Origin of the sequence: Rhizobium nepotum 39/7 (assembly GCF_000949865.1) — a bacterium.
GTDB lineage: Bacteria > Pseudomonadota > Alphaproteobacteria > Rhizobiales > Rhizobiaceae > Agrobacterium > Agrobacterium nepotum.
Map to the genome: position 1 here is coordinate 1 of NZ_JWJH01000032.1, position 24,398 is coordinate 24,398.

Consider the following 24,398-nt stretch of genomic DNA (forward strand, 5'->3'; position numbering starts at 1 on the left):
CGCCCGAAACAACAAAAGACCTCCGCCAGATGCAATTCAACTGGGAGCCGATTTAAACCGGACAGTAGTGGGACAGGCCCGAGCATGACGGAGGAGAGAGTTCGCAACTCCGCAACAAAAAAGGCGACCTTGGAGGCCGCCTTTCTCAAATCTGCGTAACGTTATCGCTCAGGCCGCCAGCGCACGCGCAACCGCCTTGCGGATATCGGGAAGCGCGAAGGGTTTGGAGACGACGTCTACGATCTTTTCGGCCAGATCGTCGGCACGTTCGCGCTGTTCGGCATAACCCGTCATCAACAGGATGCGCATGGCCGGGAAGCGTTCGGCGGCGCGGTGCGCCAGCTCGATGCCATCCATGACCGGCATGCGGATATCCGAAAGAAGAAGATCAAAGGTGGTCTCCTGGAGCTTTTCCAGTCCCTGCTCGCCGTCGGCCGCCTCATGGGTCTCGTGACCGTCGAGACGCAGCGCGCGGGCAACGAAAGCCCGCAATGCATCCTCATCTTCGGTAATCAGAATTTTCGCCATTAATCATTGCTCCTGGGCATCATTTCCAGCCATGAAGCAACATCGCAGGCTCCTCTTTTCAAGAGGTAAACACCCAGGCTTTCGCGAGAGCGGGATAGCGAAAAGCGCAAGCGGTTTTCGCCTGAAATACCGCTATAACTATTTGATTTAGATCGATATTCAGACTCCAGGCCGATCCGGCCTGGAAATCGTCATGATCTAGTTGAATGGTTAATGAGGCGTCTCCGGGATGTCCCATTCCAGCACGGCGAGAAAATGCTCAGGCGTCGCCGGTGACAACGCCGACAAAAGGCAATTCGCGGAAGGCATAAGCCACATCCATGCCGTAACCGACGACGAAATAATCGGGACATTCGAAACCGACATAATCGGCCTCCAGATCTTCCTTGCGCTTGACCTTCTTGTCGAGCAGCACCGCGATGGTGACGTGGCGGGCGCCGCGCTCGTAAAGCAGCTCCTTGGCGAAACGCAGCGTGCGGCCGGATTCGAGAATATCGTCGATCAGAAGAACATCGCGATCCTTCACGTCGCTGTCGATGTCCTTGACGATCTTCACCCCTTGCGAAACCGTGCCGGCGCCGTAGCTCGAAAGCGTGATGAATTCAACTTCGGGGGCAAGGCCGCTATCGTGCAGCGCGCGGATAAGATCGGCCGCGAAAATGAACGATCCCTTGAGCACGGCGATGACCAGCAAATCCTTGGTCGGGCCGCCGGCTATATGCTTGGCCATGTCGCGATTGCGCTCGGCAATCTGCTCGGCGGTGTAAAGCGGCTCGATGTTTTTTCCACGGACGACGGGCATTCTTTCTCCTGTGCTGCGCCTCGCTGATTTTACCTTTCAGTAAAAATACGAAGATCACGCGTTAGCACAATCAACGTTCGGACGCATCCGCCTCGACGAAGGAAAGCTTGATGTCAGGCGTTTTTCCACCGGGATGGCGCAACTTTGCCGAAAATCCGTGGCTGAAACCGGGCTGCATCTGCCTGACCGGCGGCTCGATGACCATGCTGGCAACCAGCTGCCCCCTGGCGACGAAGAGATCGGCGCGAATTGCCGGCACCTCTTCCAACGCAGTGCCGTTATTTTCCACGATGCCGTTGATGAGCAGGATGTCCATGCCACCCGCCTCCTGCGGCGTCACGGTAACATGCGAAATGGCGAGCGGGTTTACCGATGCGGCGATGGCCGACTTTTCCGGCACAACCACGGACAGGCCACCCGAACAGACGAAAACCAGAATGGCCAGCCCCGCGACCAGCGCCGAATAGGCATCGACCGACAGACGGGACAATTTGCGATCCACCCAGCCGATGAACGCGTAACCAAGCACACCGACGGTGACAGATGGTTTTTCCATCTGCCGGCGCGTTGCGCCGCGATTGTCATTTCCGGGCTGACGTGAACGGTTTTCCTTGATGGTGACAAATTCCGCGTCTACCACGTCAGGGGTCGGGTTGGCCGCCCGCGCCGTTCGGCGTACCGGCGTTTCCGGCATCAGGAGGTCGAAATCGAATGCCGCTTGCCGGCGAGATGAACGGAACATAGCCATAGAATTCCCCGGTCAGGTTTTCCGGCCCGCAAAACTGGGCATTGCAACGAATCCTGCCAAGTTTTAAATTTAATTGGTTAATGCTTCGCAAAAACGGCTCGCGCAGGCCACCGGAACCGGGTTAAACGGCGATATCCGGGCCTCACGCGCCGTCGGCTTGCGAACCACCACGAAACGAAGAGACTGGAAGTCCGTTGATCCATTTCGAAAATGTCGGGTTGCGTTACGGCATGGGACCCGAGATCCTGCGGGACATGACCTTCGACATTCCCAAAGGTTCGTTCCAGTTTCTGACTGGCCCTTCGGGCGCCGGCAAGACGACACTTCTGCGCCTGCTTTTGATGTCGCTGCAGCCGACGCGCGGCCATATCCGCATGTTCAACCGCGATGTGTCGCGCATACCGCGCAGCGAGCTGCCGATGCTGCGCCGCCGCGTCGGTATCGTGTTTCAGGATTTCCGCTTGCTGGATCATCTGACGACCTATGAGAATGTCGCCCTGCCGCTGCGCGTGCGCGGCAAGGAAGAGAGCGCCTACCGCAACGACGTGATCGAGCTTCTGAAGTGGGTCGGGCTTGGCGAACGCGTCAATGTGCTTCCGGCCATCCTTTCGGGCGGAGAAAAGCAGCGCGCCGCCATCGCCCGCGCCCTGATGGACCAGCCGGAAATATTGCTGGCCGACGAGCCGACCGGCAACGTCGATCCGCCGATGGCCAAGCGCCTTCTCAACCTCTTTCTGGAACTCAACCGGCTGGGGACCGCAGTGGTCATCGCCACCCATGATTTTGCCCTGATGGACCAGATCAATGCGCGTCGCATGATCCTCACCGAAGGGCGGCTCGATATCTATGAATGAGATCAATCGCAAACAGCTGAAGCCGGATGCCGCAGCCGCCAAACGTCCGGCGATGCGCATCCGTCCGATGGCGTCCATTCTGCCGCCCTCCAACATTCAGGGCAATGCGCTGATGGTGGTAATCGCCATCATGGCCTTTCTCGCCTGCCTGACGCTCGGTGCGGTCTCCATGGTCCGCGCCACCGCCTCCACCTGGCAGAGCCAGATTTCCCGTGAGATTACCATCCAGATCAAGCCCGAGGACGGGCTGGACATGAATGCGGCGCTCTCCAAGGCACGCAATCTGGCGCTCACCTTCGTTGGCACGCGGGATGGAACCATCCTCGACGATGCCGCCACCTCACGCCTTCTGGAACCATGGCTCGGCAGCGGCCTCGACCTTTCCGAACTGCCGATCCCACGTCTCGTCGTCATCACCATCGACGAAAACAACCCGCCCGATTTCCAGGCGATGCGGGACATGTTGAAGGCTGAAATTCCGCAGGCGTTTCTGGACGATCACCGCACATGGGTCGACAGGCTCGTCTCCATGGCCAGAACCACGGTCATGATCGGCGTCGGGGTCCTGATCCTCGTCTTCACAGCCATGGTGCTGACCGTGGTGTTTGCGACGCGCGGGGCGCTTTCGGGCAACCGGCACATCGTCGAGGTGCTGCATTTCGTCGGCGCCGAAAGCAGCTTCGTGGCGCGGGAGTTCGAGAAACACTTCCTCAAGATCAGCCTCAAGGGAGCGGCGGCGGGCGGCGCCCTTGCCGCAATGGTTTTCCTTGCTGCCGGTTTCTGGCAATCGAACACGGTCGCCACGCCGCAGAGCGATCAGGCAAGTGCGCTTTTCGGTTCCTTTTCCGTTGGCCTCAGCGGTTATATCGGCATCGCCACGACAATGATCGTCATCGCGCTTCTCACCACCATCACCGCGCGTGTGACCGTCATCCGCACGATCGACGATATCGATCGCGTCCGCTCCGACCCGTCGAAAAGCGACGGCCTTGCATCCTGACACTTCCCGAAATTCCACGGGAAACTGAAACCTTCACAAGCCGGATGTAACCTGCGGACGGTGGACAAAAATGCCTGTTCCTTGCCTTAATCGGCGAGTATTCAGGAGGAATGTTTGTGAGTCGGACGGACCATGATCAGGATCAGACAACCACGCAACCGGCAAAAAACGGCCTGTTGTCGCGGCGAAGTCGCCTGCGCCGATTTATTCGCGGACTTATCCTGATTTGTGTCATCGCGCTGGGCGGTTTTTTGGGCGGTTTTTTGTGGTTCGCCGACTCCGTCGCGTCCATGCGCCCTCCCGAGGGCGCGAAGGGAGACGCGATCATCGTTCTGACCGGCGGCTATCAACGCATCGAACAGGCGGTCGGCCTGCTGCGGGACGGTGTGGGCAAGCGCCTGCTGATCTCCGGCGTCAACCCAGCCACCACCCGTTCGCAAATCCGCAAGATGACGCAGGGTTCTTCGGACATGTTTTCCTGCTGTGTGGATATGGGCTACAAGGCCATTGATACGATAGGCAACGCCAACGAGGCAGCAAGCTGGATACGCGATCACGGTTATTCCGCCATCATCGTCGTCACCAACAACTATCATATGCACCGCAGCCTGCATGAATTGCGCAATGCCAGCCCGCAGACGGAGTTTATCGCCTATCCCGTCATCAGCGCGGACCTTGCCCGCACCAACTGGTTCGCGGAGCCGGATGTGGTCAGAACCATGCTCTACGAATATATGAAATTCGTGATTGCGGCGGGGCGCGATCTGACTGGCCTGGGCAAAGGTGACGGCCTGCGCAAGGCCGCCGCCGATCATCCCACGATCAAGGCGTCAGCCGCTTCCCCGTAAACGGTGAGATCACGCTTGCTGCGGGGCCTTGTTTTCGTGTAGGCGTCTGGCATCGGCATCCGGCATCGAGGCCTGCCCAAGGCTTCGGAACGGCTGCAACCCGGGAAGTCTGTCGATGCTCAAGCTGCGCTCTGTTCTTTTCAATACGCTGTTTTATCTCAATCTGATTGTCCGCATGATCGTGCTGACGCCGATCTATTTCATCCTGCCGCGCAGGATCGCCTATGAAATCCCCAAGAACTGGGCGCGGTCCAACCATTGGCTGATGAAGACGATCGTCGGCACCACCTTTGAGATCGATGGGCTGGAAAACATTCCCGAGACCGGCTGCATCTTCGCACCCAAGCACCAGTCCTTCTGGGACACCTATGCGCTTTTGCCGAACCTTCCCGATCCGGTCTATATTCTGAAGCGCGAGCTTCTATGGATCCCGCTATTTGGCTGGTATGCGATGAAGCAGCGCATGATCCCGGTCAACCGCGCCGCGCGCGGCAAGGTGATGCTGAAGGTCATGGAGCGGGCGCAGGAGGAAATGGCGGCAGGCCGCGAACTCATCATCTATCCCGAAGGCACGCGCCGACCGCCGGGTGCCGAACCCGAATATCGTTACGGCATCGCCCGCCTTTATCGCGACCTCAAGGTTCCCGTTATTCCCGTCGCCATGCATCCCGGCCTCTTCTGGCCGCGCCGCTCGACCATGCGTTATCCCGGCCATTTCAAGGTGCGGATTTTGCCGGCCATCGAGCCGGGGCTGGACCCCGACGTCTTTTTCAAGAGATTGATCGAAGTGACGGAAAAGGCGAGCGACGAACTGCTGCTGGAGACCGCCCGCAACAATCCGCATCTGCCGCTGCCGCCAACCGCCGTGAAGCGTATCGCCGAACTTCAGGGGAAAGATACCGCCGCCGGCTGACCCGCAACCGTATCGACACTCGCGGCGATGCTTTCCAGAAGCGAATCGCGAATGCCCATATCCTGCAAATGCTGTACCGTATTGAAGACGTAATCCGTGTTCGGTCCGGACCGGCCAGATGCGGCAGCCACGATCACCGCAGCCTCTGCAACGCCCAGACCACCGATATATTGCTCATGAGCGGGATCGGCCACATAGGTCACGGCACTGCCCCGCCTGCCATCGGCAAATGCTATCGCGACGACGCGTTCCTTGTAGACATTCGTCACCAGTTCGCGCTCGCGCAGATAGGCCATGACCGGATCTCGATCAGCTCCCCGCACACGAAAGGCGACGCCAAGGCAGGAGCCGCCGCGCTCCAGACCCAGCACGAGGCCGGGCTTTTCCTCCGTACCGCGATAGACATTGGAACTGATGCAGAGGGAGCGCCGATAGCCGTGCAGCCGCGCCCGCTGCCTTTCCTCAAAGGCAAAGCCCGGGTTCCACATCAACGAACCGTAGCCAAAGACCCAAAAATCGTCCATATCCCAAGCCAAATCGAATTTATCTGAAGTCTGTTCATCGGAGATCAATATGGCATCGTCAAGCCAATCCGGCACGGCCAAAAAAATCCTCTGGCTTGGTATCGCCGTCGTGCTGGTCATCGGACTGTATACGGCCGGGTGGTTTTACGCCGCCGACAGGCTGAAGCAGACGGTTCTGAATGTCATCGCCCCCTCGCAGGCCAGTAATGTCAGTGGCGAATGCGGCGATATCGCCTTTAGGGGTTATCCGTTCCGCATCGGCCTCTTCTGCTCCAAGGTAACGGTGGACGACAAGCAGAACGGCGTTTCTGCGTCCTTTGGAGAATTGCGTTCCGCAGCGCAGGTCTACAATCCCGGCCATATCGTCTGGGAACTGGATGCGCCGGCTGAAATCCGCACCGCACACGGCCTGACGGTTTCGGCCGCATGGCAGAACATGCAGTCGAGCATCGTCACCAAACTTAGGGGTATCGACCGCACGTCGCTCGTGATCGACGGCCTGAAGGCGCAGGCGGTCTCCACTGTGACCGGCCAGACGATCGATTTCGATGCCGCCAAGACGGAAATGCACCTGCGCCAGAACGGCGCCGATCTCGACGGCGCGATAACCGTCACCGACTCGGCGACCGTCATCAAGGACTGGCCGCAGATTCTTCCCCGCCTAAACGCCATCGCCGATGTCACCCTCGCCGGCAAGGCGGGCATGGTCGACGGCAGCGACAGGTCCGGGCTTTATGGCGCAAGCGGCGAGCTTCGCCGGCTGGTCGCCGATATCGGCGATGGTCGCACCATGCGCATCAGCGGCCCCTTCTCCTTCGACAATGAGGGATATCTCTCCGGCCAGTTCAAGCTGGAAATCGAAAAGCTCGGCGCATGGTCGGACAATGCCAAGCAGGCGTTTCCGCAGCTGCAATCCACCATCGAGACCGCCCGCAAGATGCTCCGCGCTCTCGCCGGCGGCGGTGACAGAGCGTCCGTCGATCTGGTGGTGGACCGCGGCCGCGCCACCATCAGCGGCTTCATCCCGCTCGGGAAAATCCCGCCGATCTGAGGGATTACCCCCATATTCAATGTCATCCTCGGGCTAGTCCCGAGGATCTGCAACCGATTGATTATATTGACGTGTTTAGATCCTTGGGACAAGCCCAAGGATGACGAAGGAAAGACTTGGCAATTTGCCAGCGGGTCCGATGGCCGGAGCGATCCGGCCATGACGGCGTGCTAGAAGCGCCTTACTTCTTCTGATCCAGCGCATGACGCCCGAAGTCCGGCGCGTCCACATCCTGACCCGCTTGCACGATGGAGCGGCGGATGGCGCGGGTGCGCGAGAACAGCTCGAACAGCTTGTCGCCCTCCCCCCAGCGGATCGCCCTTTGCAGCGAGGCAAGGTCTTCGGAAAACCGCGCCAGCATCTCAAGGATGGCATCCTTGTTGTGCAGGCAGACATCACGCCACATTGTCGGATCGGAGGCAGCGAGACGGGTGAAATCGCGAAAACCGGAAGCCGAATATTTGATGACTTCCGATTCGGTCACCGTCTCCAGATCATCCGCCGTGCCGACGATGTTGTAGGCGATGATATGCGGCAGATGCGAGACGATCGCCAGAACCTTGTCGTGGTGTTCGGCATCCATTTCATCCACACGCGAGCCAAGCGCACGCCAGAAATCTTTCAGTCTTTCCAGCGCTTCCAGGTCCGTGCCCGGCAGCGGCGTGAAGATGCACCAGCGTTCGCGGAAAAGACCGGGAAAACCGGCATCCGGACCGGATTTTTCCGTGCCCGCCAGCGGATGCCCCGGAATGAAATGCACATTGTCAGGCATATGCGGGGCCATCTGAGCGATGACCGAGGCCTTAGTGGAACCGACATCGGTAACGATCGCGCCGGGCTTCAGATGCGGCGCGATCTGCTGCGCGACACTTTCCGACGCGCCGACCGGGACCGAAACGACGACGAGATCGGCATCCTTAACGGCTTCCGCAGCCGAGACGGTATAGTCCGTGCCGAGCGCCAGTTCCTCCGCCCGTTTCAGCGTTTCCTCGCTGCGGGTGGAAATCGTGACATGCTTTGCAAGTCCCAATTCCTTGATGTCGCGGGCAATCGACGAGCCGATAAGGCCGATACCGATCAGCGCGATGCGTTCAAACATGATCTCGCCCATTACGCCTGCCCCATAAACTCGGTGAGCGCGGCGATGACGCCGAGATTGGCCTCTTCCGAACCGACGGTCATACGCAGGGCATTGGGGAAACCATAACCGCGCACGGCACGCAGAATATAACCGCGACTGCTCAGGAATTCATCCGCATCCGCCGCACGCTTGCCGTCCTGCTCGGGGAAATGGATGAGGATGAAATTGGCGACGGAAGGCGTGATCTTGAGGCCGAGGCCGGTGAAGGCTGTTACCAGCTTTTCCATCCACAGAGCATTATGCGCCACAGCCTTTTCGACGAATGCCTGATCGCGGATCGCAGCGGCTCCGGCCGCGATTGCCGGCGCGCTCATGTTGAACGGCCCGCGCACCCGGTTCAGCGCATCAACGACGGCGGCAGGACCATACATCCAGCCGACGCGCAGCGCCGCAAGACCGTAAACCTTGGAGAAAGTGCGGGTCATCACCACGTTGCGGTTGCCGGAAACCAACTCAAGCCCGGCTTCGTAATCGTTCTTGCGCACATATTCGGCATAGGCGGCATCCAGCACCAGCACGACATGTTTCGGCAGGCCAGCCTGAAGGCGGCGAATTTCCGCGACCGGAACATAGGTACCGGTGGGATTGCCGGGATTGGCGATGAAAACCATCTTCGTCTTTGGCGTGACGGCGGCGAGGATGGCGTCCACATCGATGGCGCAATCCTTTTCCTTCACCGTCACCGGTGTTGCGCCCGCACCCATGATCTGGATCTTGTAGACGAGGAAACCGTGCTCGGTGATAATCGCCTCATCGCCCGCGCCCAGATAGACATGGCAGAGCAGGCCGAGCAGCTCGTCAGAGCCGTTGCCGCACAGGATATTCGCGATGTTAAGGCCATGCACGTCGGCAATCGCCTGACGCAGCGCAATCGCCTGACCGTCCGGATAGATTTCCAGATGGCTGGCGGCAGCGGCGAAGGCTTCGATGGCCTTCGGGCTTGGCCCGAGCGGCGTTTCGTTGGAGGAGAGCTTATAAACCTTCGCAACGCCGTCCACATGTTCCTTGCCGGGAACATAAGCGGCGATATCCAGAATACCCGGACGCGGAAGAGGTTGGCTAAGCTCTGCACTCATTTGATCGACCTTCGGAAATGCGCCGGAGAACCCGGCAAAAGCAATGCCGGAGGCATTAGACCGGAATGGTCGTTTTGTCGAGGGTCAGCGCGGGTTTCCATGCCTCAGGGCGCTGCGGGTGGTGGGCACCCCCTGCGGCCCCAGAACCGGCACGAAAACCCGGCGTGAGGCGCGCTGGGTGACGGGCAATCCTTGATAGAGACGTTTTTGCGCTTCCACCACGATAACGCCAGAAAACAGCGGCCACAGCCTGCGGCCGGTGTGTTCGAGATATCGGCGGAATTTCAGCACCGGGCGGCTGGTGGTGGGCGGGAAAAACAACGCCTCGGCGCTTGCCCCCGGCGTGAAATTGGTCTCGCGCAGAAGCGCCGTCAGCTGCCCGCGCGAATAGGGCCGGCCGGAACCGAAAGGCGTGTGTTCCATACGCGCCCACACTCCGCGCCTGTTCGGCACCACGATAACCAGACGCCCGCCGGGCGCCAGCACCCGCCAGAGTTCTTTCAGAGTTTCGCGCGGATTTTCGGCAAATTCCAGGGCATGCACCATCAGCACCCGGTCTATCGACGAATCGGGCAGCGGCAATTCCTCGTCAAATACCAGCGCGGTTGAGGAAAGCTCGCCCGCCGGCCAGTTCACCGCCCCCTGCCCGGCCGGCATGAAGGCAAAGGTGCGCTCCGTGTCGTGACGGAACCGCTCCAGAAACGGCACCGCATAACCGAGGCCGACCAGCCGTTCTTCCGGTAAAGGCGGCCAAAGCGTCGAAAGCGCCATGGTGACCGCCTGCTCGGCCGCACGGCCAAGAGGGGAATGATAGAATTCGCGCAGATCGACAATATCGGTGTTCATGGGCGAGAATGTAGCATCAGGCGGTTGGACTTCAAGGCGTCTGCCCCTACATTGAATTTCAGGCGGACAAATGCGCCGGTTTCGGCCGGCAAATGGAGAGGACACGATGAAACCGTTGGAAATAGACGTCTTTCTTTGCCGCAGCGACAATTTCGGCGTTCTCCTGCACGATCCCGAAAGCGGCGCCACAGTCGCCATCGATGCACCGGAAGAAGGTCCGATCCTGCAGGCGCTCGATGGCCACGGCTGGAAGCTCACACATATCTTCACCACCCATCACCATCAGGACCATGTGGACGCCAATCTGGCGCTGAAGGACAAGTTCGGCTGCGAAATCCACGGCCCCTATGACGAAGCGATTGCGATACCCGGTCTCGACCGTTCGCAGGCCGATGGCGACGAATTCGAATTTGCCGGACGCCGCGTTCAGGTCATCGCCACGCCCGGCCATACTGCGGGGCATATATGTTATTATCTTCCCGATGACGGCCTGCTGTTTGCCGCCGACACGCTGTTCGCCATGGGTTGCGGCCGCCTGTTCGAACGTCCGGCGGCGGATATGTGGCATTCCTTCCAGAAGCTAATGGCGCTGCCGGATGATACAAGAGTTTATTTCGGCCACGAATATACGCTTACGAATGCCCGTTTCGCGCTGACCGTCGATCCTGACAATGCGGTTCTGAGCGAACGCGCGGCACGCGTCGAAGAGGCGCGGAAGGCCAATGAATTCACCATTCCCACCACCATCGGGCTCGAAAAACAGACCAACCCCTATATGCGGGTGGCCGATGCCGGCATACGCGGGCATCTTGGCCTTGAAGGCGCCTCCGACGCCGAAGTCTTCGCGGAAATCCGCACGCGCAAGGATAACTTCTGATGGGCGCCGATCTGTCTGCGGAAGCGATCATTCGCGAACTGGGGCTGGAACGGCATCCCGAGGGTGGTTTTTACCACCAGACATTTCGCGACAAGGCGGGTGGCGAGCGCGGCCATTCGACGGCGATCTATTATCTTCTGGAAAAGGGTGAGCGCTCGCACTGGCATCGCGTCACCGACGCGGTGGAGGTCTGGCACTATTACGCCGGCGCTCCGATCGCGCTGCATCTTTCGGAAGACGGCCGGGAAGTGCAGACCTTCACGCTCGGCCCCGCCATTCTGGAAGGCGAGCGCCCGCAGGTGATCGTGCCGGCCAATTGTTGGCAATCGGCCGAAAGCCTCGGCGATTTCACCCTCGTTGGCTGCACCGTTTCGCCCGGCTTCGCCTTTTCAAGCTTCGTCATGGCCGAACCCGGCTGGTCGCCGGGTGATAAGCCTTAACTGCATCAGCCGCCATATTTGGTGGCGGTGATGTAGACCTGACCCACCCGCGTCGGGATGATGGCATGGACCGGCGCGTAGACATCCATATTGTTCGATTTGGCGAACCAGATCTCCATGGAGATGGATTTCAGGTATTCGATATCCTTGCGCCCCTGCCGATAACCCGATTTCGGCACATAACGCGCCTTGCAGACCACGGCATCGCCGCTGAAACCATCGGTCTTAAACGGCTTGGTGCCGCTGGGGCTCAAAACCAGATCCAGCCGTGATTCGCCGTCGTAGATCGGCAGGCGAGAGGGGCAGATGCGGCCGCCGGCAGGAATGATGAGGCCGGAGATCGGGTCGAGGACGGAGCGCAGGTCACGATCCTTCACATCCACCCAATTGTCCGGCCGGGCCTTCGGCTCGGGTTTCACGGTCGTCGATGTGACGTTGCCGTTGCGATAGACCACGTCATAGGTGCGCACCCGCTTGCCGTCCTTGTAGACCAGCGAATATGTGTTTGCCTGCAGCCGATGGCCGCGTTTGGCGCCGGATATCGTCGTCTTTCCGGAAATATCCTTGAGAATGCTTGCGAGCCCGGCGGAGCTGAAGGAACCGGAGATCGAATAGTTCGGGCCGTCCATGCGAGTCGAAAAACTCGCTTTGGCGATCGGCAAAATACCGAGATTGATGCTGTATTCGCTTGTATGGCGGGTTTCGGCGGCGAGCGAGGGAGATACGCCCGTAAACGCCATGGTAGCAGCCAAGAAAATGCTTTTTCCTCTGGCAATCATTTCGATATCACCTTAAAAGAGGCGCGGAAGCGGCCTTATCGGGCGATCATATACGCCGACTTGTGGCAATAAAAAAGCGGATGCCGGTTGAAAACGCCGGAATTTCCTTTCATTTGCTCGCGAGCGGCTTGACTGTTAAGTCCCGTCTGACTATAGAACCGCAACTTTCCAATCATGGCCAGTTGGATTGCCACCACGGTTTTTGCCGGTGGCGAGCCAGTGGCGAAACAGACAAAACGAAATAGGTGTACCCATGTCCCGTGTATGCGAATTGACCGGCAAGGGCGTCCAGACGGGCAACAACGTCAGCCACGCCAACAACAAGACCAAGCGCCGGTTCCTTCCGAACCTTTGCCAGGTCACGTTGATCTCCGATGCTCTCGGCCAGCGCTTCCGCCTGCGTGTTTCTGCAGCAGCTCTGCGTTCCGTTGAACACCGTGGCGGCCTCGATGCCTTCCTTCTGAAGTCCGGCGAAAACGAACTGAGCATGCGCGCTCGTCTCCTGCGCCGCCAGATCGCCAAAAAGACGGCTGAAGCTGCTTAATTAGCGGTTTCGACATCATCGATATTCAGAGGGCTTGAATGGCTTTTGCCGCTCAAGCCTTTTGTGTATTTTAAATTCGGCTCCAACTGGTGGCATCACCCAGGATAAAAAAATGCCTTACCTGCGCTTTACGCTTATCTACGTTCTGCTGATGACACTGGTGGTCGTCGCATCCAATATTCTGGTGCAATACCCGCTCGCGGGGTCGTTGTTCGGCGTCAATCTCGGCGATCTTCTGACCTGGGGCGCCTTTACCTATCCGGTCGCCTTCCTCATCACGGACCTCACGAACCGCCAGTTCGGCCCCTCGGTCGCGCGCCGCGTCGTGCTTGCGGGCTTCGTCGTCGGGGTCACGTTGTCCTTCTGGACATCCATCCCGCGTATCGCGGTCGCTTCCGGCACCGCCTACCTGATCGGCCAGTTGCTCGATATCTCCGTATTCAATCGCCTGCGCCGCCAGAGCTGGTGGCATGCACCGCTGGCCGGCTCGATGCTGGGTTCGGTGCTGGATACGGCCCTGTTCTTCTCCATCGCCTTTGCAGCAAGTTTCGCCTTCGTCGGCCCCAACGATGCCTTCGCCATCGAAAACGCGCCTGTGCTCGGCGTCTTCGCCCTGGAGGCCCCTCGCTGGATCTCCTGGGCGCTGGGCGATCTCTCGGTGAAAATTATCGTCGGCCTCGTCATGCTCCTGCCTTACGGCGCGCTGATGAACACGCTGAAGCCAATGCCGCCCGCCAAAACGCTGTAGCGACTACGATTTAAAAAGCCCGCGCAAGCGGGTTCTTTATTCCACCAGCCTGAACTCAAGCATCAGGTTGCGCTGGAGAAACGAGTGGTTGTCATCGGAAACGATGATGAGACGCGTGGAACCATCAGGCCCTTTCACCACGTCCATGCCTTCCATATTGTCGATCTGGTAGGCCATGCCCGCCTCCAGCAGGATTTCGCCATCCACCACCGCGCCCGGCCTGATATCGGCACCGCGGATGCGACGGATGCGCATGCCTACACCTTCGGCGAAGTTGAACCGACGTTCCAGAAGCAGCAGATCGCCGTTGGGAAGAAAAGCGCCGTCCGTCACATCGAATGACGGATGGTGGGTGACAGCGAATGTGCCTTTCAGCGGGCCTTCGAGAATGGCCGCGAGAAGATTGCCCTCCGCATCGATGCTTTTTTCAGCCACCACGACCAAGGCGCCGCCAAGTGGCGAATCGGCGGGCGATACCGCCAAGGCCTCCATGCCGCCATTGTGGCGCAGCTCGTTGTTCGGGATGAGATGCGGCAGGCGATCGAGCGGCTTTGACGTCTCGAAGCCCGGATCGGGATAGATATCGATCCTGTGCCGCTGCTCGTAGCTGACAAACACCTTGCCGTCACGCAGCGCCAGCCCTTCAGCATCCATCTCCATCTTGCGCGGCGGCTCGCGCCCGCTCATGTCCAGCATGGGGGTGATACGGACGTCGCCCAGCCCGGACAGCACACCCGCCGCATCGCGCGTGACCCTGCCCGTGAGCCAATGGCCCGTATCCAGCACAGCAACGAATTCCTGCCCGTTCGGACGGAAACGGATGGAAGATATCGCTCCGAACAGTTTTTCCGGTGCGCTCATCACCATGCCGCCGATAAATTCCAGCTTGCCGAAACGTCTGGCACTGGTGCCGACCTCAAAGCCGGACAGCAGGCGGGCGCTCACCGGCACATCGATGGTCGAGGCGCCGATCGGAACTGGAATAAATGACCCGACTGCCAGAGCAGCGGCCACCATCAGCAATTTACCGGAGAAGGAAGCTCGACCCCGCTTATCCCGCACGGCGAACCCTGCGGGACGAACCGGAGGCGTTGCTCGTATCCTCGAAGAGAGCCGCGAGCTGCTCGGTCATCGCGCCGGCCAGCTCGTCCGCATCTACGATGGTCACGGCGCGGCGGTAATAACGCGTCACGTCGTGGCCGATACCGATCGCCAGAAGTTCCACCGGCGAACGCGTCTCGATCTGCTCGATGACGGCGCGCAGGTGCCGTTCCAGATAATTGCCCGGATTGACCGACAGCGTCGAATCGTCCACCGGCGCACCGTCCGAGATCATCATCATGATCTTGCGCTGCTCGGGCCGGCTGATCAGACGGTTATGCGCCCACATCAGCGCTTCGCCGTCGATGTTTTCCTTCAGCAGGCCTTCGCGCATCATCAGGCCGAGATTGCGCCGCGAACGCCGCCAGGGGGCATCCGCCGACTTGTAGATGATGTGGCGCAAATCGTTGAGGCGTCCCGGCGAGGCGGGCTTGCCATTGGCCAGCCATTGCTCGCGCGACTGTCCGCCCTTCCACGCCTTGGTGGTGAAGCCCAGAATTTCGACCTTCACGCCCGACCGTTCCAGCGTGCGCGCCAGAATATCGGCGCAGGTGGCGGCAACCGTGATCGGTCGGCCGCGCATCGAACCGGAATTGTCGATGACGAGCGAAACCACCGTGTCGCGGAACTTGGTGTCGCGCTCCTTCTTGAAGGAGAGCGGCTGCATGGGATCAATGATGAGCCGCACGAGGCGAGCCGGATCGAGATAACCCTCTTCCAGATCGAAATCCCACGAACGGTTCTGCTGCGCCATCAGCCGGCGCTGGAGCCTGTTCGCCAGACGCCCGACGGCGCCCTGAAGATGGGCGAGCTGCTTATCGAGAAAGGCGCGCAGACGATCAAGCTCGGCATCGTCGCACAGCTCCTCGGCGCGGATTTCCTCGTCGAACTCCTGGGTGAAGATGCGGTAGTCGACCTTCTCGTTGAAATCGTCGAAGGGGCTGTTCGGGCGGCGGGTCTCGCCGGGCGTCTCGGAATCCTCGTCGAGGTCGTCGGACATTTCCTCGTCCGACATCTCGGCGCCGTCCATCTCGCCTTCTTCCATCTCCTCCTGCGAGGCCTCGTTTTCATCGGCGGGTGTCGCATCGGAACCGGCCTCTTCCTCGACCTGCTCTTCCTCGGTCTCGTTGGTGCGCGGCTGATCCTCGTCGGTCTCCGCCTCCTGGCTCTCCGGCTCGTTATCGTCGTCGCCGAACTCCTCCGCCATCTGCATCGAGGTCAGCATCTTGCGCACCAGTCGCGAAAACGCCTTCTGGTCACCAATGACTCTGGAAAGATCGCCAAGGTCACCGGACGCCTTGTCTTCGATGAAATCGCGCCACAGGTCGAGAACCTTGCCCGCACTCGCCGGCGGTTTTTCGCCGGTCAGTTTTTCGCGCACCAAAAGAGCCATGGCTTCGGCAAGCGGCGCATCGTCCTTGTTGTTGACGCCCGAAAAATTCGCCTTGGCGTATTTTTCCGTGTTCATGGCCTGGATGTTGGAGGCCATGCCCGGCATGCGCAGCGCGCCGATGGATTCCACCCGCGCCTGTTCCACGGCGTCGAAGATCAGCCGCGCCTCGGCACCCTGCGGCGACATCAGCGCATGGGTATCGGCGTCATGGCAGGCAAGGCGAAGCGCCATGGAATCGCCAAGACCGCGGGTGATGGCGATTTCCTGTGCGGTGGGTTTCTTGGAAATTTCCGGCAGACGCATGCGCTCTCCGGCAAGGCCGGGCCGCTCATTGGCGAAAACGACCTCGACCTCGGCATCGCCGGCAACGGATCGCACACATCCGGCAATCGCCTGACGCAACGGCTCCGTATCGATCGCCGTACCCGGTTTTGCTCTGGAATTGTCGCCGCGCGCTGCCATTGTCTTTCCTGTCATTTGTCGACGCGTGGGAGCCGCCCATCCATGGATGCGCGGCCCGCCTGCGTCTTCAAGTCATCGGTGATGTTCTCCGGACGGGCCGGGGACTATCAGGCGCTGAGAACGATGTTCGCAGCACTTTCCTTCAGCTCGACGCCGAAAGCCCGCTGATATTGTTCGGCAACCAGCGTGCGCTCCAGCTCGTCGCACTTGTTGAGGAAGGTCACGCGGAACGCAAAGGCGAGATCGCCGAAGATATCCGCATTTTCCGCCCAGGTGATGACGGTACGCGGGCTCATGACGGTCGAAAGGTCGCCGTTGATGAAAGCCGAACGGGTAAGATCGGCCACACGTACCATCTTGGAGACGGTTTCGCGGCCCTTCGGATTGTCGAGGCTCTTCACCTTGGCGGCAATGATGTTCACTTCCTGCTCATGCGGCAGATAGTTCAGCGTGGTGACGATGGACCAGCGGTCCATCTGCGCCTGGTTGATCTGCTGCGTGCCATGGTAAAGACCCGTCGTATCGCCAAGGCCAACCGTGTTGGCGGTCGCAAAAATGCGGAAGGCGGGATGGGGACGGATGACGCGGCTCTGGTCGAGCAGGGTCAAACGGCCGGAGGATTCCAGTACGCGCTGGATGACGAACATCACGTCCGGGCGGCCGGCATCGTATTCGTCGAAGACCAGCGCGACATTATGCTGATAGGCCCAGGGCAGAATGCCGTCCTTGAATTCGGTGATCTGCTTGCCGTCTTTCAGGACGATGGCGTCCTTGCCGACGAGGTCGATACGGCTGACATGGCTGTCGAGGTTGACGCGAACGCAGGGCCACTTCAGGCGAGCGGCCACCTGCTCGATATGGGTCGACTTGCCCGTGCCGTGAAAGCCGGAAACCATGACGCGTCGGTTGTGAGCAAAACCGGCAAGGATCGCAAGCGTCGTATCGCGGTCGAAAAGATAGTCGGGATCAAGGTCAGGCACATAGGCGTCGCCCTGCGAATAGGCGGGAACCCGCAGATCCGAATCAATGCCGAAAACCTCCCGCACGGACACTGTCGTGTCGGGCAGGTTGGAAATATCAAGGTCGATTTTGCTCATCACGTCTCCAAGGCGGGCGGCAGCCACCCGGCCACATCATCAATCAGGCGGTAAACACATACGTTGGCTTAGCAGAAACCTGACTGCTTTAACAATTGATATGCTTGAACAACAGCCCGAAAACGTTCTTCCGAACCACGATCGCCACCATTAGCATCAGGATGGTGCTTTTTGACAAGCTCCTTGTAGCGCCTTTTTATCTCTTCCTGTGGCGTATTGGCGGAAAGACCGAGCGTATCGAATGCTTTCGCTTCCAGCGTCTTCAGTTTGCGGTCCTGCTGCACGCGCTGTCCGCCAGCCCTGGCACCACCCGCAAAACCATTGGTAAAATTGAAGGGATCACGGATACGGGCATTCGCCCCGGCCGTTCCCGAACGCAGCGTGGAGTGCAAAGGGCTGTCGCGCGCCGTCTTGTTGACGCCAACCGTCCATGTTGGGCGATGGCCGGTAATCGCCTCCTTCTGGTAACGGGCGATCTCGCCGTCCGACAGGCCGGAGAAATAATTATAGCCCTTGTTGTATTCCTTCACATGCTCGAAACAGAACAGGAAGAATTGCCCCTCGGCATTGCGGCCGACGGGTGCGCGGTGAACGCCCGACTTGTCGCATCCATCCCACTGGCAGTTTGGGGCGTGAACCTCAGGTTCCTTGTCCCTTTTTCTGCGTGTACGGATACGGTCGAAATATTTCGAATCCAGTTTCATGATGCCCTGATTATGGGGTGCGAAAAGGCGCACAACAAGAATTGACAAAACGGAATGTTGCAGGCTTTTAGGTAGCCCCTTTTACAACAGGATTGGAGCTCTTCGCATGTCCTTGCGAGAACGCATAGAAACGAAGCTGCAGGAGAGCTTTTCGCCGGAACGTCTGGCGGTGATCGATGAAAGCCATATGCATGCGGGCCATCAGCCGGACATGACCGGTACGGGCGAGACGCATATGCGTGTTCAGATAGTATCGGAAAGCTTCTCCGGCAAGTCGCGCGTCGAACGCCACCGGGCGATCAACGCAGTTTTGAAACCGGAACTCGATGCCGGGCTGCACGCGCTGGCGATTGAAGTGGCAGCACCGGGGGAGCCGGTGAGGTTTTAAAACAAGGCTTCCTTATCCCTCACCCTGGATGCTTCTCCGAAAGGAAGGACTGCACTTCCGAAGCCGCGACATCGTCGGCCACGAAGGACTGGCCGATGCCGTGGGTGAGGATGAAGGTGAGCTTGCCGCCCTTGACTTTCTTGTCCTGCGAAATCGCCGCCATCAGCGTTTCGACCGGCGGCAACTCGCCGGGAATATCCTTCATCGTCGTCGGCAGGCCGACCGCCTTCAGATGCGCCTCGACGCGCCCGGCATCGTCAGGGCTTGCAAGGTTGAGGCGGGCGGAGAACTGGTGCGCCAGAACCATGCCGATGGCGACGCCCTCGCCGTGCACCAGCCGCTTGCTGTCGTAATTGGTCGCCGCCTCCAGCGCGTGACCGAAGGTATGGCCGAGGTTCAGAAGGGCGCGCACGCCGTTTTCCTTCTCGTCGGCCACCACCACATCGGCCTTCGCCTGGCAGCTGGTCGCAATCGCCTGAATGCGGGCGGGACCGCCGGTGCGGATTTCATCCCAGTTCTTTTCCAGCCAGAAGAAGAAATCCGGTTTGTCGATCAGTCCGTATTTCACCACCTCGGCATAACCGGCGCGGAATTCGCGCTCGCTCAGCGTATCGAGAACCGCCGTGTCCGCCAGCACCAGATCGGGCTGGTGGAAAACGCCGACAAGGTTCTTGCCGTGGCGGGTGTTGATGCCGGTCTTGCCGCCGACGGAAGAATCCACCTGCGACAGAAGCGAGGTCGGTATCTGCACGAAGCGGACGCCACGACGCACGATGCCTGCGGCAAAACCGGCGAGATCGCCGATGACACCGCCGCCAAGCGCGATCACCGCATCGTTGCGTTCCACACGCGCGGAGAGAACCGCATCGCAGACGGTGACCAGATGTTCGAAACTCTTGGTCTTCTCGCCCGCCGGCAAGGTCAGCGAAACCGCTTCGATGCCATCCGTCTGCAGGCCGTCCATCAGTCCCTCAAGGTAAAGCGGCGCAACATGCTCATCGGTAATGATCGCTGCGCGCTTGCCCTTCAGCCGCGACGAAATCTCGCCCCCCGCCCTGCCGATCAGGCCCGGTCCGATCAGAATGTCGTAAGCGCGCTCACCGAGCGGCACATGCACAAGACGTTCGTCGGCGTGGATTTCGGAAGGCGTCATGATGTTCGGTCTTTCTGTTCGATACCGGCGATGGCGGCCAGCACTTCGGTCACGATGATCTCCTTGCGGACATCGCGGGATTCGATGGTCAGATCCGCTTCCGCATAGATCGGATAACGTTTCTCCATCAGGGCCGCCAGCGTGGCCTTGGGGTTTTCGGTCTTGAGAAGCGGACGATGATCACGCTTGTTGACTCTTTCCCACAAAACATCGAGATCGGCCTTCAGCCACAGCGAAATACCGCCGCGCGTGATGTGCCGGCGGGTATTGTCGTTGATGAAGGCGCCGCCGCCGGTGGAGATGACCTTGGGCCCGCCGCGCAGCAGCCGCTTGATGACCCGCGTTTCCAGCGCCCGGAACTCTTCCTCGCCATAGGTCGCGAAAAGCTCGGCTATCGTCATCCGCGAAACACGCTCGATTTCGACATCCGTATCGATGAAGGAGACCTTGAGCTGCTGGGCGACCATGCGGCCTATCGCGGATTTTCCAGCCCCCATCAGTCCCACAAAGACGACGTTACGCCCGGCGAGCCTGGTCCGCGCTTGCTCCCCGAGTGTGACCGGGACGGATAAATTCTTTTCATTCATAAAATTGAAAGCCCGTTTGGCATGGATATCTGCAAATGTTTACGAAGCGTCAAGCCAAATTGCTGACTGAATTGCGTTGAATCACAATCATCGCCGCGTGCGGCATGCGGCGGGCTGCTGCTTTTTGATCTTGTCGCCGCTTTCGCTGCACCGCATATACATCTACACCGCCACCTTCACGGAGCCGCCATGCCAACCCTTTTCCGCTTCACGATGATACTGGCGACCATCGCGGGGCTGATCTATGGCGGCATGGTGCTGCTCGTCCTGTTCGTCAAACCGCACGACCGCGAGGTGACGGTGCGCATTCCGTCCGAGCGGCTGAACCCGCCGTCGGCGGAGCCGGCAAGGCGCACCCCATGAGCGGTAAGGAGATGAGCGGGCGAGACGGCGCGCGGCTCGAGAGTTTTCTGGAGATGATGAGTGCCGAACGGGGTGCTGCCGCCAACACGCTCTCTTCTTATGAGCACGACCTTTCCGATCTGCGCGAGTTTCTCGGCCGTCGCAGCCAGTCTTTGATGGAAGCCGCCACAACCGACCTTTCCGCCTATCTGACTCACCTTTCCGCTCAGGGCTTTGCCGCCACCTCGCAGGCGAGACGCCTTTCCTCCATGCGACAATTCTACCGGTTCCTCTATTCGGAAGGACTTCGTAGCGACGACCCGACCGGCATCATCGATGCACCAAAAAAGGGTCTCACCCTGCCGAAAACGATGAGCGTCGCCGAGGTGACGAAACTTCTTGGCATCGCCGCTGAGGAGGCCACCTTAACCGGTCCCGGCCAGCTTGCCCGCATCCGCATGCATCTGCTGCTCGAACTTCTCTATGCGACCGGCATGCGCGTCAGCGAACTCGTCTCCCTGCCGGTCAAGGTTTTGCGCCAGGAGGGCCGTTTCCTGATGATCCGAGGCAAGGGCAACAAGGACCGCATGGTTCTTCTGTCACGCGCGGCCATCGAGGCGATGGAAAAATACGACGCCGCCAGGAAAGCGCTCGTGCCGGAGAAAAGCAAGACGCCCACACAGCAGAAGAAAGCAGACAGTCCGGAAAGCCCCTGGCTGTTTCCTTCGAACAGCAAGGAAGGGCATCTGCCGCGACAGGTCTTTGCCCGCGACCTGAAGGACATTGCCATTCGCGCGGGTCTCAACCCTTCGGGGGTATCGCCGCACGTCCTGCGCCATGCCTTTGCCAGCCACCTTCTCCAGAACGGTGCGGACCTGCGCGCCGTGCAGGAACTGCTCGGCCATTCCGACATTTCCACGACACAAATCTATACACATGTGCTGGAAGAACGCCTGCAAGAGCTGGTACAAACACATCACCCCCTTGCCAAACAGGGCAAAAACCTTGATTAGAGCGACCGGAACCGCCGGATAATCCGGCTCAAACCTTGCGCAAAACGATCGGAAACGGATCTCATGCACAATTATCTCGACTTCGAAAAACCTATCTCGGACCTTGAGGGCAAGATCATCGAGCTGAAGAAGCTTGCCGATGAAGACGAGAGCATAGACACCTCGGAGGAGATCAACCGCCTGGAATCGCGCGTTAACGACGCGATGCAGGACATCTATTCCAAGCTGAACGCCTGGCAGAAAACGCAGGTCGCGCGCCACCCGCAGCGCCCGCATTTCGTCGATTACGCCAAGGCGCTGTTCACGGATTTCACGCCGCTTGCCGGCGACCGCAAATTTTCCGAAGACGCCGCCATTCAGGCGGGCCTTGCCCGCTTCAACGGCCAGCCCGTCGCCATCATCGGCCAGGAAAAAGGCAACGACACCAAAAGCCGCCTGAAGCACAATTTCGGCAGCCCGCGCCCGGAAGGTTACCGCAAGGCGATCCGTGTGCTGGAACTGGCCGACCGCTTCTCGCTGCCGGTCGTCACCCTCATCGATACCGCTGGCGCCTATCCCGGCGTTGGCGCGGAAGAACGCGGCCAGGCCGAAGCCATCGCCCGCTCGACGGAAATGTGCCTCAACGTCAAGGTGCCGATCGTCTCCGTCGTCATCGGCGAAGGCGGCTCGGGCGGCGCGATCGCGATCGCCACCGGCAACCGTGTCTACATGCTCGAACATGCGATCTATTCGGTGATCTCGCCGGAAGGCGCCGCTTCCATTCTCTGGCGCGATTCGACCCGCGCCAAGGAAGCAGCGACCAACATGAAGATCACCTCGGAGGATCTGAAGTCGCTCGGCGTCATCGACGGCATCATTGCCGAGCCGATGGGCGGCGCGCATCGCGATCCGGCGCGCGTGATCGCAGCCACGGGCGACGTGATCGCCAAGGCGCTGGCCGATCTTTCGCAACGTTCGGGCACGCAGCTGCGCGCCGAACGCCGCCAGAAGTTCCTGGATATCGGCAGAAACCTTTAGAGCATTTCCAGTAAAAGTGCGCAGCGGTTTTACGTCCGGAAAATGCGTAAAAAGAAAGAGTTAGATTTTTTTGGCGGTTTGAAGAAAAGCCAAAACAATCTAGCTCCGGCCTTATTTTCCTTGAATATCGCCCCAACTCGGCCATAGTCCGGTCACATCAACAGATGTATCGGCGACCGCGGGGCGGATCCCGATTTGAGTTAAGAAGATGTAAACGGTTAATACCGTATTTAAAATACACGCGGGCCGATGTAGAACTCTGCCGCCCGTGCCATCGTCTTTCGGATCAGATCATGCGTTTGACACATTTTGCACTTCTTGGCCTTACCGCGCTCGTTCTCGCCGGCTGTAACGATACGCTCGAAACCGTCGAGCGCGACGTTTCCCACGTCAAGAACAAGGTTGATTACCCGCTTTCTCCGTCCATTCTTGCCGAGATCGACAAGAAGAACATGGATCGCACCTCGCCGATCATGATCCGCATCTTCAAGGAAGAAGGCGCGCTGGAAATCTGGAAGGCCAAGCGCGACAACCGCTTCGACAAGATTGCCGAATACCAGATTTGCGCATGGTCCGGCAAACTCGGCCCCAAGGTGAAAGAGGGCGACCGGCAGGCGCCGGAAGGTTTCTACAACCTGACACCCGCACACCTCAATCCGAACTCGAAATATTACCTCGCCATCAATACCGGTTTCCCGAACCGTTTCGATCAGGCCAATGGCCGCAACGGCACCAACCTGATGATCCATGGCGCCTGCTCGTCCTCCGGCTGCTATTCGATGACGGACGCGCAGATCCTGGAAATCTACGGTTTCGCGCGCGACGGCTTCAAGGGCGGCCAGAAGACCGTTCAGTTGCAGGCCTTTCCCTTCCGCATGACGGCGGAAAACATGGCCCGCCACCGCAAAAGCGAACATCTCGAATTCTGGAAGATGCTGAAGGTCGGTTACGACAATTTCGAAGTCACCAAACGACCGCCAGAAGTGAATGTCTGCGAGAAGAAATACGTCTTTAATCAGCAGACTGAAGGCGGCAGCTTCAATGGTTCCGGCCAGTGCCCGGCCATGAGCACACCGCCCGCACTGGCAAGCGCGCTTTCGAGCTATGAGAAGACCTACGATCTCGCCTATGAAACGGCGATGAAGAAATATGACGGCATGGCCTGGTACGACCCCAGCGAAGCCGAGCGCAAGGCGCTGGTTGCCGAAAAACGCAAGGGCCGCGAGCCTGCCTATGCGCCGACCGGCTCGGCATTGAAGGCCGGCAAGCTGATGAAGGAAACGGAATATGCCGCGCTGATGGAGAAGAAGGCGCAGCAGGTCACCTCGTCCTCGCCGGCGACGGCTGCAACAGCCTCGTCTCTGCGGACCCCGCGTCCTTCCGCGACCCCGCCCGCCGCCCCGCAATCCAACCCTGCCCCTG

At 59.6% G+C, this 24,398-nt stretch carries 28 protein-coding genes; 14 read left to right on the forward strand and 14 right to left on the reverse strand.

The features are described 5' to 3' along the window. Positions 1-168 precede the first annotated feature (168 nt). The 3 genes from RS75_RS22760 to RS75_RS22770 form a co-directional block, all read right to left on the reverse strand. Positions 169-528 carry a response regulator gene (locus RS75_RS22760; RefSeq protein WP_045024711.1) on the reverse strand — a complete coding sequence of 120 codons (360 nt, stop codon included), beginning with the start codon at positions 526-528 and terminating at the stop codon, positions 169-171. A gap of 259 nt (positions 529-787) precedes the next feature. Continuing rightward, positions 788-1,330 carry a hypoxanthine phosphoribosyltransferase gene (gene hpt / locus RS75_RS22765; protein WP_045018973.1) on the reverse strand — a complete coding sequence of 181 codons (543 nt, stop codon included), beginning with the start codon at positions 1,328-1,330 and terminating at the stop codon, positions 788-790. A gap of 70 nt (positions 1,331-1,400) precedes the next feature. Continuing rightward, positions 1,401-2,072, reverse strand: a complete 672-nt coding sequence (locus tag RS75_RS22770; RefSeq protein ID WP_045024713.1) for a hypothetical protein — start codon at positions 2,070-2,072, stop codon at positions 1,401-1,403. Positions 2,073-2,272: 200 nt separating this feature from the next. On the opposite strand from RS75_RS22770, the gene ftsE reads away from it, so the two are divergent. From ftsE to RS75_RS22790, 4 genes are all read left to right on the forward strand, one after another. Next, positions 2,273-2,932 (forward strand): cell division ATP-binding protein FtsE, encoded by a 660-nt coding sequence (gene ftsE, locus RS75_RS22775; protein ID WP_045024714.1) that lies wholly within the window; start codon positions 2,273-2,275, stop codon positions 2,930-2,932. After that, entirely contained in the window at positions 2,925-3,932 is a 1,008-nt protein-coding gene (locus RS75_RS22780) for a cell division protein FtsX (protein ID WP_045024716.1), read from the forward strand. The genes ftsE and RS75_RS22780 overlap by 8 nt, the downstream gene beginning before the upstream one ends. A 110-nt stretch (positions 3,933-4,042) precedes the next feature. Beyond that, positions 4,043-4,780, forward strand: a complete 738-nt coding sequence (locus RS75_RS22785) for a YdcF family protein (RefSeq protein WP_045024718.1) — start codon at positions 4,043-4,045, stop codon at positions 4,778-4,780. Between the two features lie 115 nt (positions 4,781-4,895). Next, positions 4,896-5,693 carry a lysophospholipid acyltransferase family protein gene (locus RS75_RS22790; RefSeq protein ID WP_045024720.1) on the forward strand — a complete coding sequence of 266 codons (798 nt, stop codon included), beginning with the start codon at positions 4,896-4,898 and terminating at the stop codon, positions 5,691-5,693. Here the strand turns inward: RS75_RS22790 and RS75_RS22795 are convergent. Beyond that, the gene (locus tag RS75_RS22795; protein WP_045024754.1) at positions 5,666-6,217 is read right to left on the reverse strand and encodes a gamma-glutamylcyclotransferase; all 552 of its coding nucleotides are present in this window, start codon (positions 6,215-6,217) and stop codon (positions 5,666-5,668) included. The genes RS75_RS22790 and RS75_RS22795 overlap by 28 nt on opposite strands. A 49-nt stretch (positions 6,218-6,266) precedes the next feature. Here RS75_RS22795 and RS75_RS22800 point away from each other — a divergent pair, with 49 nt between their 5' ends. Then, positions 6,267-7,268 (forward strand): DUF2125 domain-containing protein, encoded by a 1,002-nt coding sequence (locus tag RS75_RS22800; protein ID WP_045024722.1) that lies wholly within the window; start codon positions 6,267-6,269, stop codon positions 7,266-7,268. Positions 7,269-7,449: 181 nt separating this feature from the next. Here the strand turns inward: RS75_RS22800 and RS75_RS22805 are convergent, their stop codons facing one another. From RS75_RS22805 to RS75_RS22815, 3 genes are all read right to left on the reverse strand, one after another. Continuing rightward, entirely contained in the window at positions 7,450-8,379 is a 930-nt protein-coding gene (locus RS75_RS22805; RefSeq protein ID WP_045024724.1) for a prephenate/arogenate dehydrogenase family protein, read from the reverse strand. Beyond that, complete coding sequence (gene hisC / locus RS75_RS22810; RefSeq protein ID WP_045024726.1) at positions 8,379-9,485, reverse strand: histidinol-phosphate transaminase; 1,107 nt, start codon at positions 9,483-9,485, stop codon at positions 8,379-8,381. Before hisC ends, RS75_RS22805 begins: the two co-directional genes overlap by 1 nt. 84 nt (positions 9,486-9,569) lie before the next feature. Further along, positions 9,570-10,331: a class I SAM-dependent methyltransferase gene (locus tag RS75_RS22815; RefSeq protein WP_045024728.1), complete on the reverse strand. Its 762-nt coding sequence runs from the start codon at positions 10,329-10,331 to the stop codon at positions 9,570-9,572. A 106-nt stretch (positions 10,332-10,437) separates the two neighbouring features. Here RS75_RS22815 and gloB point away from each other — a divergent pair, with 106 nt between their 5' ends. Together gloB and RS75_RS22825 are read left to right on the forward strand one after the other, a co-directional pair. Continuing rightward, positions 10,438-11,208, forward strand: a complete 771-nt coding sequence (gene gloB, locus RS75_RS22820) for a hydroxyacylglutathione hydrolase (RefSeq protein WP_045024730.1) — start codon at positions 10,438-10,440, stop codon at positions 11,206-11,208. Further along, positions 11,208-11,648: a cupin domain-containing protein gene (locus tag RS75_RS22825; protein ID WP_045024732.1), complete on the forward strand. Its 441-nt coding sequence runs from the start codon at positions 11,208-11,210 to the stop codon at positions 11,646-11,648. Before gloB ends, RS75_RS22825 begins: the two co-directional genes overlap by 1 nt. 5 nt (positions 11,649-11,653) lie before the next feature. On the opposite strand, the gene RS75_RS22830 is transcribed toward RS75_RS22825, so the two are convergent. Beyond that, positions 11,654-12,427 (reverse strand): DUF3108 domain-containing protein, encoded by a 774-nt coding sequence (locus RS75_RS22830; protein WP_045024733.1) that lies wholly within the window; start codon positions 12,425-12,427, stop codon positions 11,654-11,656. A 253-nt stretch (positions 12,428-12,680) separates the two neighbouring features. Here RS75_RS22830 and rpmB point away from each other — a divergent pair, with 253 nt between their 5' ends. Both rpmB and RS75_RS22840 read left to right on the forward strand, forming a co-directional pair. Then, positions 12,681-12,971, forward strand: a complete 291-nt coding sequence (rpmB, locus tag RS75_RS22835) for a 50S ribosomal protein L28 (protein WP_003509888.1) — start codon at positions 12,681-12,683, stop codon at positions 12,969-12,971. 112 nt (positions 12,972-13,083) lie between these two features. Next, on the forward strand, positions 13,084-13,719 hold the full coding sequence (locus tag RS75_RS22840) for a queuosine precursor transporter (protein ID WP_045024734.1): 636 nt from the start codon (positions 13,084-13,086) through the stop codon (positions 13,717-13,719). Between the two features lie 36 nt (positions 13,720-13,755). Here the strand turns inward: RS75_RS22840 and RS75_RS22845 are convergent, their stop codons facing one another. From RS75_RS22845 to RS75_RS22860, 4 genes are all read right to left on the reverse strand, one after another. Next, entirely contained in the window at positions 13,756-14,736 is a 981-nt protein-coding gene (locus tag RS75_RS22845; protein WP_407691588.1) for an esterase-like activity of phytase family protein, read from the reverse strand. A 34-nt stretch (positions 14,737-14,770) separates the two neighbouring features. Further along, positions 14,771-16,675, reverse strand: a complete 1,905-nt coding sequence (gene cobT, locus RS75_RS22850; RefSeq protein WP_045024736.1) for a cobaltochelatase subunit CobT — start codon at positions 16,673-16,675, stop codon at positions 14,771-14,773. Between the two features lie 107 nt (positions 16,676-16,782). Then, the gene (gene cobS, locus RS75_RS22855) at positions 16,783-17,772 is read right to left on the reverse strand and encodes a cobaltochelatase subunit CobS (protein WP_045024738.1); all 990 of its coding nucleotides are present in this window, start codon (positions 17,770-17,772) and stop codon (positions 16,783-16,785) included. A 68-nt stretch (positions 17,773-17,840) separates the two neighbouring features. Continuing rightward, positions 17,841-18,476, reverse strand: a complete 636-nt coding sequence (locus tag RS75_RS22860) for a J domain-containing protein (protein WP_045024758.1) — start codon at positions 18,474-18,476, stop codon at positions 17,841-17,843. A 106-nt stretch (positions 18,477-18,582) separates the two neighbouring features. Between RS75_RS22860 and RS75_RS22865 the strand changes: the two genes are divergently transcribed. After that, on the forward strand, positions 18,583-18,864 hold the full coding sequence (locus RS75_RS22865) for a BolA family protein (RefSeq protein WP_045024740.1): 282 nt from the start codon (positions 18,583-18,585) through the stop codon (positions 18,862-18,864). A 19-nt stretch (positions 18,865-18,883) separates the two neighbouring features. On the opposite strand, the gene aroB is transcribed toward RS75_RS22865, so the two are convergent. Both aroB and RS75_RS22875 read right to left on the reverse strand, forming a co-directional pair. Further along, a complete protein-coding gene (aroB, locus tag RS75_RS22870) occupies positions 18,884-20,017 on the reverse strand; it encodes a 3-dehydroquinate synthase (RefSeq protein WP_045024742.1) in 1,134 nt (377 codons plus the stop codon). After that, positions 20,014-20,604, reverse strand: a complete 591-nt coding sequence (locus RS75_RS22875) for a shikimate kinase (protein ID WP_045024744.1) — start codon at positions 20,602-20,604, stop codon at positions 20,014-20,016. The genes aroB and RS75_RS22875 overlap by 4 nt, the downstream gene beginning before the upstream one ends. A gap of 189 nt (positions 20,605-20,793) precedes the next feature. Here RS75_RS22875 and RS75_RS22880 point away from each other — a divergent pair, with 189 nt between their 5' ends. The 4 genes from RS75_RS22880 to RS75_RS22895 all read left to right on the forward strand — a co-directional run. After that, complete coding sequence (locus RS75_RS22880; protein ID WP_045024746.1) at positions 20,794-20,967, forward strand: hypothetical protein; 174 nt, start codon at positions 20,794-20,796, stop codon at positions 20,965-20,967. Beyond that, positions 20,964-21,959 (forward strand): site-specific tyrosine recombinase XerD, encoded by a 996-nt coding sequence (xerD, locus tag RS75_RS22885; protein ID WP_045024748.1) that lies wholly within the window; start codon positions 20,964-20,966, stop codon positions 21,957-21,959. The genes RS75_RS22880 and xerD overlap by 4 nt, the downstream gene beginning before the upstream one ends. Positions 21,960-22,022: 63 nt before the next feature. Continuing rightward, entirely contained in the window at positions 22,023-22,976 is a 954-nt protein-coding gene (locus RS75_RS22890) for an acetyl-CoA carboxylase carboxyltransferase subunit alpha (protein WP_045024750.1), read from the forward strand. A gap of 293 nt (positions 22,977-23,269) precedes the next feature. Then, positions 23,270-24,398: L,D-transpeptidase family protein (locus RS75_RS22895; RefSeq protein ID WP_045024752.1), on the forward strand; the 1,129-nt coding region annotated here is incomplete at its 3' end.

Excerpts from the sequence above, each read along its gene's own strand:
- RS75_RS22795 (WP_045024754.1), bottom strand. The coding sequence starts at position 6,217 with ATGGACGATTTTTGGGTCTTTGGCTACGGTTCGTTGATGTGGAACCCG.
- hpt (WP_045018973.1), bottom strand. The coding sequence starts at position 1,330 with ATGCCCGTCGTCCGTGGAAAAAACATCGAGCCGCTTTACACCGCCGAG.
- RS75_RS22865 (WP_045024740.1), top strand. The coding sequence starts at position 18,583 with ATGTCCTTGCGAGAACGCATAGAAACGAAGCTGCAGGAGAGCTTTTCG.
- RS75_RS22840 (WP_045024734.1), top strand. The coding sequence starts at position 13,084 with ATGCCTTACCTGCGCTTTACGCTTATCTACGTTCTGCTGATGACACTG.
- RS75_RS22890 (WP_045024750.1), top strand. The coding sequence starts at position 22,023 with ATGCACAATTATCTCGACTTCGAAAAACCTATCTCGGACCTTGAGGGC.
- RS75_RS22805 (WP_045024724.1), bottom strand. The coding sequence starts at position 8,379 with ATGGGCGAGATCATGTTTGAACGCATCGCGCTGATCGGTATCGGCCTT.
- rpmB (WP_003509888.1), top strand. The coding sequence starts at position 12,681 with ATGTCCCGTGTATGCGAATTGACCGGCAAGGGCGTCCAGACGGGCAAC.
- RS75_RS22875 (WP_045024744.1), bottom strand. The coding sequence starts at position 20,604 with ATGAATGAAAAGAATTTATCCGTCCCGGTCACACTCGGGGAGCAAGCG.
- gloB (WP_045024730.1), top strand. The coding sequence starts at position 10,438 with ATGAAACCGTTGGAAATAGACGTCTTTCTTTGCCGCAGCGACAATTTC.
- RS75_RS22770 (WP_045024713.1), bottom strand. The coding sequence starts at position 2,072 with ATGTTCCGTTCATCTCGCCGGCAAGCGGCATTCGATTTCGACCTCCTG.
- RS75_RS22880 (WP_045024746.1), top strand. The coding sequence starts at position 20,794 with ATGCCAACCCTTTTCCGCTTCACGATGATACTGGCGACCATCGCGGGG.
- cobS (WP_045024738.1), bottom strand. The coding sequence starts at position 17,772 with ATGAGCAAAATCGACCTTGATATTTCCAACCTGCCCGACACGACAGTG.
- RS75_RS22785 (WP_045024718.1), top strand. The coding sequence starts at position 4,043 with ATGTTTGTGAGTCGGACGGACCATGATCAGGATCAGACAACCACGCAA.
- RS75_RS22825 (WP_045024732.1), top strand. The coding sequence starts at position 11,208 with ATGGGCGCCGATCTGTCTGCGGAAGCGATCATTCGCGAACTGGGGCTG.
- RS75_RS22860 (WP_045024758.1), bottom strand. The coding sequence starts at position 18,476 with ATGAAACTGGATTCGAAATATTTCGACCGTATCCGTACACGCAGAAAA.
- RS75_RS22760 (WP_045024711.1), bottom strand. The coding sequence starts at position 528 with ATGGCGAAAATTCTGATTACCGAAGATGAGGATGCATTGCGGGCTTTC.
- RS75_RS22800 (WP_045024722.1), top strand. The coding sequence starts at position 6,267 with ATGGCATCGTCAAGCCAATCCGGCACGGCCAAAAAAATCCTCTGGCTT.
- RS75_RS22830 (WP_045024733.1), bottom strand. The coding sequence starts at position 12,427 with ATGATTGCCAGAGGAAAAAGCATTTTCTTGGCTGCTACCATGGCGTTT.
- RS75_RS22780 (WP_045024716.1), top strand. The coding sequence starts at position 2,925 with ATGAATGAGATCAATCGCAAACAGCTGAAGCCGGATGCCGCAGCCGCC.
- RS75_RS22845 (WP_407691588.1), bottom strand. The coding sequence starts at position 14,736 with ATGGTGGCCGCTGCTCTGGCAGTCGGGTCATTTATTCCAGTTCCGATC.
- RS75_RS22790 (WP_045024720.1), top strand. The coding sequence starts at position 4,896 with ATGCTCAAGCTGCGCTCTGTTCTTTTCAATACGCTGTTTTATCTCAAT.
- xerD (WP_045024748.1), top strand. The coding sequence starts at position 20,964 with ATGAGCGGTAAGGAGATGAGCGGGCGAGACGGCGCGCGGCTCGAGAGT.
- RS75_RS22815 (WP_045024728.1), bottom strand. The coding sequence starts at position 10,331 with ATGAACACCGATATTGTCGATCTGCGCGAATTCTATCATTCCCCTCTT.
- hisC (WP_045024726.1), bottom strand. The coding sequence starts at position 9,485 with ATGAGTGCAGAGCTTAGCCAACCTCTTCCGCGTCCGGGTATTCTGGAT.
- cobT (WP_045024736.1), bottom strand. The coding sequence starts at position 16,675 with ATGGCAGCGCGCGGCGACAATTCCAGAGCAAAACCGGGTACGGCGATC.
- aroB (WP_045024742.1), bottom strand. The coding sequence starts at position 20,017 with ATGACGCCTTCCGAAATCCACGCCGACGAACGTCTTGTGCATGTGCCG.